Source organism: Pseudonocardia sp. SID8383, assembly GCF_009864975.1.
GTDB classification, from domain to species: Bacteria; Actinomycetota; Actinomycetes; order Mycobacteriales; family Pseudonocardiaceae; genus Pseudonocardia; species Pseudonocardia alni.
The window spans coordinates 1-5396 of sequence record NZ_WWFY01000141.1 but is presented as its reverse complement, the minus strand read 5'-3'; the positions used below and the strand labels follow the sequence as shown (position 1 = coordinate 5396).

The following is a 5396-nucleotide window of genomic DNA, read 5'->3' as shown; positions in this document are numbered from 1 at the left end:
CGGGCACCGCCGACGCGACGGGTGGGGTCGGGCGCGGGGCCGCCCGGCGGCCGATGCCGGCGGTTCCCCGTCCGCCACGGGTCGGACGCATCCCTGCGGGTGCGCTCCGGATCGTCGCCGCGGGTCACGGGCCCTCCCGGTCTGGTGGTGAAGCCGGGCCGCGGGCGCGCGCACCGGCCGTCCGCCGTCGTGGCGGACCTCCTGGCGGCGACCGTACCGTCCGGAACCGATCACCCCGGTGGACGGCGCGCTGCCACCACCCGGTGATCCTGCGGTCCGGAGACCTCAGCGCGCCGCGACCGGTGTGCGCAGGTCGGCCGCGGGGAACGGGGGCCGGTCGTCGAGGCGGACCGACAGCTTCCCGGCGGCCCGCCAGGCACGGGCGGTCAGGTCGCGGTCCTCGTCGGTCACGAGGTTGCCCATCACCCGCAGCGCGACGGTCATCAGTGCCCGCGACCGCATCCCGACCGGCCCGGCCAGCGGCAGCAGGCGCGGGATCGTGATCAGCCCGGCGAGCCGCCGCGCGATCGAGAACGCCAGGCCGTAGTGCGAGCGCAGGGTCGCGGGCCAGGCGCGGTCCAGGTCGGCGCCCGACGCGAGCAGCTCCGCGACCAGCCGGCCGGTCTCCAGGCCGTAGTCGATGCCCTCCCCGTTGAGCGGGTTCACGCAGCCCGCCGCGTCGCCGACCAGCGCCCAGTTCGGCCCGGCGACGCCGGACACCGCCCCGCCCATCGGCAGCAGCGCGGAGCGGACCAGCTCGACCTCCGGGCCGAGCTCCCACTCGGCGCGGCGCGCGTTCGCGTAGTGGTCGATCAGGCCGCGCAGCTTGATGTTCGCCGGGCGCCGGTCGGTGGCCAGGGTGCCGACGCCGATGTTGACCCGGCCGTCGTTCAGCGGGAACAGCCAGCCGTACCCGGCCAGGACCTCGTCGGCCTCGCCGCGCAGCTCCAGGTGCGAGCTGATCCACGGGTCGTCGTGCCGGCCGGAGCTGACGTAGCCGCGGGCGGCGACGCCGTAGGCGGTGTCCTGGTGCCACTCCCGGCCCAGCACCCGCCCCAGTGTGGAGCGCGCCCCGTCGGCGACGACGAGCCTGCGGCACCGGACGGAGCGGCCGTCGTCGAACAGCACGGAGTCGACCCGGCCCCCGGCGAACGTCACGTCGACGGCCTTGGCGCCCTCCATCGGGGTCACGCCGGCCTCCAGGGCGACCCGGCGGATGCCCGCGTCGAGCTCGGTGCGCGGGATCGCCGAGCCGTGCGCCGGCAGCGACCCGCCCGGCCACGGCAGCTCCAGGACCTGCCCGAACCCGTGCGCGCGCAGCCCCTGGTTGGTGCCGTGCGAGTCGACCCAGCCACCGAGGCCCAGGTGCCCCAGCTCGGCGATCGCGCGCGGGGTCAGCCCGTCACCGCAGGCCTTGTCGCGGGGGAAGGTGGCGGAGTCGGCGAGGACGACGTCGAGCCCGTGCCGGGCCGCCCACGCCGCCGCCGCCGACCCGGCCGGTCCCGCCCCGACGACGAGCACGTCGGTGGAGTCCGGAGTGGTGGCGGGCGGGACGGGGCCGGTGCTCATGACCCCAGTGTCGCAACCCGGCCGGGCGGCCGCCGCTGAGCGTGCCCCCGGTCACGACCGGGGCCGCTACCGTGGCACCCGTGATCGGACCGCAGACACAGGACCCGGCCCGGCTCGACGCCGTCCGGGTGGTGGCGGCCCGGGTACCGGGACTGACGCTCCTGCTCCTGCACGGGTCGCGCAGCCGCGGTCAGGAGCATGCCGGGTCGGACTGGGACCTGGGCTATCGCGGCGACGCCGACCCGGCCACGCTGCTCGACGCGGTCGCGTCGGCGCTGGGTACGGACGCCGTCGACCTCGTCGACCTCGACCGGGCCACCGCGCTGCTCCGGTACGAGGCAGCCCGCGACGGCGTCGCCCTGTACACGTCCGGCGACGCGTATCGCGACTTCGTGCTGAAGGCCACTCGCTTCTGGTGCGATGCCGGTCCCGTGATCCGGCGTGCTCAGCAGGACGTCCTCGCGGGGCTCGGGCGGTGAGCGGGGCGATCCGGCCGGAACTGCTCGCCGAGCGCGCGGCGACGGTCCGCCGGCACCTCGACCGTGTGCGGGACCGGCTGCCGTCGGACCCGGACGGGCTGGCCCCGATGACCGACGCGACCGACGCCGTCGTCCTGCACCTGTGGCAGGCCATCCAGGTCGTCATCGACATGGCGGTGTCGGCCTGCGTCACATCGGGGCTCGGCTCGCCGCCCACCTACGGTGACGCGTTCCGCCTGCTCGGGAGGCACGGCGTCGTCGAGACCGGACTGGCGGACCGGCTGGCCAGGGCGGCCGCGTTCCGCAACCTACTGGTCCACGCCTACGGCGAGCTCGACCTGCGCCGGGTCCACACCATCGCTTCGCAGGGCCCTGCCGACCTGCTCGCGTTCCTGGCGGCGCTGCGCGACGCGTGAACTCCGGTCACGACCGGGTCAGGTGCCAGAGGATCACGTCGTGGGCGTGGCGGGCCTTGTCGTCGCCGCGGAAGGCCACCTCGTGCACGGCCGCCCCGACGGTGATCGCGATCTGGCTGGAGCTCGCGAACCGGCCCAGCAGGTTCCGATCGGCGACGAACGAGACCGAGGAGATCCGGCCGTAGGGGATCGAGGTGATCGCGGTGCGCTTGCCGACGAAGGAGTTGTCCTGCAGGACCGCCCGCAGGTCGGTGAGGCCGAGGAAGCCGGTGCCGGCACCGATCGCGTCGTAGACGGCGATGATCCGCTCGCCCTCCAGCAGGCCGGCGGCGACCTTGTCGAGCTGGTCGCGCTTGTCGAAGACGGGTTCGCTCATGGCTCCGATACTGCCCGGCGGGCGAGCAGTGTCCGCGCCGTCCAGACCAGCGCGGAGACGGCGAACAGCACGACGGTCAGCCACACCCACCGCATCCGGTACGGCTCCTGGTCCAGCCCGGTCGCGTTCAGCGTGCTCAGCGCACCCTGCCGGATGATCCCGGGCAGGAACATCAGCAGCGCGAGCCCGGAGCCGAGCACCGGGATCCGCACGTGGTTGACCAGCGGCACCCGGGTGCGGGGCAGCGCGAGCAGCAGCAGCCGGTCCCCGGCGGCGTAGAGCGGGAACAGCACGAGGTCGTGCAGCAGGACCGCGCCGGCGAACCACCAGGCCATCGTGACCAGGTCGGGGGACCCGCCGACGATCGCGTACGCCGCCCATCCGGCGAGCGCGAAGCAGCCGAGGGCGGCGAGCAGGCGGCTACCGAGGAGCAGCACGGGAGAACCCGATCGTCACGACCCACTTGGTGTTGTGCACCCCGGGGAGCGCCGGGACGATCAGCCGCGCCGGGTACCCGTGGTCGGGTGACAGCTCGGCGCCGTTGACCCGCAGCGCGAGCAGCGAGTCCGGCGACACCGTCTGGCCGCGGTTGAGCAGCGACCGGGCGAACGGGCTCCCCACTTCGGCCGACCGCACCTCCGCGGTCTCCGGGTCGGTCACGCCCGCGGCGCGGGCCAGGTCGGTCAGCCGCACCCCCGTCCACACCTGCGCGGTCGACCAGCCCTCGACGCAGGCGATCGGCAGCTCCGCGGTGTGCTGCGGCAGCGCGGCCAGCGCCGCCCGGTCGAGTACCACCGGTGCCGTGCCGCCGGTCAGGGTCAGCGTCCAGGCGCTCCCGACCGCGGCGGGGGCGATGCCGGACGCGACGAACGTGCGGTTGACCGGGAAGTCGTTCGGGCCGCCCCGCTCGGTGCTGTCGGGCGCCGTCGTCCGGCCGCGGGGCAGCAGCAGCGCCGTCGACCGGAGCCGGTCGGTGAACTGGCCGACGGTCAGTGCCGCGACGAAGAGCATCCCGCCGCCGACCAGGGCGAGCGCGCCGCGCCGCGACATCGTCGGGGGGTCCGGGTCGGGCGCGACCAGCGGGTGTGCCGGCTCGGGCCGGGTGGCGGCGAGCGGCGTGGCCAGCTCGGTGCGCAGCGATCGGCCCCGCAGCGACCGGACCATCGTCGGGAGCTTCGTGACCACGTGCAGCGCGAACGAGGCCAGGAACACCCAGGCCGCGGCGTAGTGGCCGTCGTAGAACGAGAAGCCGAAGACGTAGTCGTACTGGACGTTCAGCAGGCCGGTGACGATCAGGAACAGGATCGAGCCGACCAGCAGCACCAGCGACAGCCGTTCCAGGAGCGTCACCGGGTTGCGTTCGGGTGCGGTGAACAGCTTCGGGATGACCGACCACAGCTTCGCCAGGACCAGCGGCACCAGCACGATCCCGAGCCCGACGTGCAGGCCCTCGGTGAGCCGGAACAGCCAGGCCGGTGACGCGGGCCAGTCCCACCACGGCAGCTGCAGCCCGCCGACGGCGTCGGCGGCCGGGATGGCCTGCTCCCGGCCGTAGGCGAGCCGGTCGAGCAGCCCGGTGAACGCCACGACGGGGAGCCCGACCAGCAGTGGCAGCGCGAACATCGAGGTCAGCCAGGGGCCCCGGATCGGGCTGCGCCACCGCACCACGTGCCTCACGGCCCGGTCAGCTCCAGGAACACCCGGGCGCCGAGGTGCACGTCGGTCACCCGCAGACCGGCCCGCCCGGCCGTCACGGCGAGGGGCACCGCGCCCTGCGCGGCCCACGGGATCGGCTCGCCCGCACCGCTGCCGCACAGCACCCGGGCGGTACCGCGCCACGCGTGTTCGGGGCGCGGGTCGGCCTCGACCAGCACCGTCCCGCCGTGGGTGAGCAGCCGAGCGGCGCGGGTGAGCAGGGCGACCGGGTCGCCGCCGATGCCGATGTTGCCGTCGGCGAGCAGCACGTGGGACCAGCTGCCCTCGCCGGGCAGCGGGCCGAACAGGTCGGCCTGGACCATCGCGACGCTGCGGCGGCGGCACAGCACCCGGGAGACGGCGGAGCCGTCGACGCCGAGGGCGGCGATCCCGCGTGCGGCGAGCGCGACGAGCAGGCGGCCGGGTCCGCAGCCGAGGTCGAGGGTGGGGCCCGTGCAGTGGCGCAGCAGCCAGTCGTCGCAGCCTCCGGCGGCGTCGGCCCAGCGGTCGACGTCCAGCGCGATCTCGGTGCCGTCGTCGCAGAGCAGGCGGGAGGGGGCGCCGGACAGCGGTATGTCGAAGCCCTCGGCGGTCACGGTCACACCGACACCTCCGGACATCGGAGCGTCAGCTCGGCGACGGCGCGGGCGAAGCGGCTCCCCGGGACCTGCGCGGCGACGGCGACGGCCTCCGCGGCCGTGTCGACGTCGGTCAGCGGCTCGGCGAGGGCCACCCGCAGACCGGCGGCCCGCAGCGCGTCCAGGGTCCGGTCGCCGGTCTCGGCGGTCGACATCGGCACGCCGTGCAGCGCGGTGGCGGCGAGCGGGTCGCGCAGGCCCAGCACCCACCAGCCGCCGTCGG

General features: G+C 75.4%; 7 protein-coding genes and 1 pseudogene. 2 read left to right on the top strand and 6 right to left on the bottom strand.

The features are described 5' to 3' along the window. Window positions 1–285: 285 nt before the first annotated feature. On the bottom strand, window positions 286–1569 hold the full coding sequence (locus GTW08_RS03575; RefSeq protein WP_073575715.1) for a geranylgeranyl reductase family protein: 1284 nt from the start codon (window positions 1567–1569) through the stop codon (window positions 286–288). 80 nt (window positions 1570–1649) lie between these two features. Here GTW08_RS03575 and GTW08_RS03570 point away from each other — a divergent pair, with 80 nt between their 5' ends. Both GTW08_RS03570 and GTW08_RS31450 read left to right on the top strand, forming a co-directional pair. After that, window positions 1650–2048 (top strand): nucleotidyltransferase domain-containing protein, encoded by a 399-nt coding sequence (locus GTW08_RS03570; protein ID WP_161151406.1) that lies wholly within the window; start codon window positions 1650–1652, stop codon window positions 2046–2048. Next, entirely contained in the window at window positions 2045–2464 is a 420-nt protein-coding gene (locus GTW08_RS31450; protein WP_073575717.1) for a type VII toxin-antitoxin system HepT family RNase toxin, read from the top strand. Before GTW08_RS03570 ends, GTW08_RS31450 begins: the two co-directional genes overlap by 4 nt. A 7-nt stretch (window positions 2465–2471) precedes the next feature. On the opposite strand, the gene GTW08_RS03560 is transcribed toward GTW08_RS31450, so the two are convergent. The 5 genes and pseudogenes from GTW08_RS03560 to GTW08_RS03540 form a co-directional block, all read right to left on the bottom strand. After that, window positions 2472–2840, bottom strand: a complete 369-nt coding sequence (locus tag GTW08_RS03560) for a hypothetical protein (protein ID WP_062399487.1) — start codon at window positions 2838–2840, stop codon at window positions 2472–2474. Then, the gene (locus GTW08_RS03555) at window positions 2837–3277 is read right to left on the bottom strand and encodes a hypothetical protein (RefSeq protein WP_073575718.1); all 441 of its coding nucleotides are present in this window, start codon (window positions 3275–3277) and stop codon (window positions 2837–2839) included. The genes GTW08_RS03560 and GTW08_RS03555 overlap by 4 nt, the downstream gene beginning before the upstream one ends. Next, the gene (locus GTW08_RS03550) at window positions 3261–4517 is read right to left on the bottom strand and encodes a molybdopterin-dependent oxidoreductase (protein WP_304580123.1); all 1257 of its coding nucleotides are present in this window, start codon (window positions 4515–4517) and stop codon (window positions 3261–3263) included. The genes GTW08_RS03555 and GTW08_RS03550 overlap by 17 nt, the downstream gene beginning before the upstream one ends. Then, window positions 4514–5137, bottom strand: a complete 624-nt coding sequence (locus GTW08_RS03545; RefSeq protein ID WP_304580124.1) for a class I SAM-dependent methyltransferase — start codon at window positions 5135–5137, stop codon at window positions 4514–4516. Before GTW08_RS03545 ends, GTW08_RS03550 begins: the two co-directional genes overlap by 4 nt. Beyond that, window positions 5134–5396 (bottom strand): annotated as a pseudogene (locus GTW08_RS03540) (glycosyltransferase); the annotation flags it as partial. The pseudogene GTW08_RS03540 and the gene GTW08_RS03545, both read right to left, overlap by 4 nt.

What these genes read in the sequence shown, in the direction of transcription:
- GTW08_RS03560 (WP_062399487.1), bottom strand. Translation starts at nt 2,840, where the DNA reads ATGAGCGAACCCGTCTTCGACAAGCGCGACCAGCTCGACAAGGTCGCC.
- GTW08_RS03575 (WP_073575715.1), bottom strand. Translation starts at nt 1,569, where the DNA reads ATGAGCACCGGCCCCGTCCCGCCCGCCACCACTCCGGACTCCACCGAC.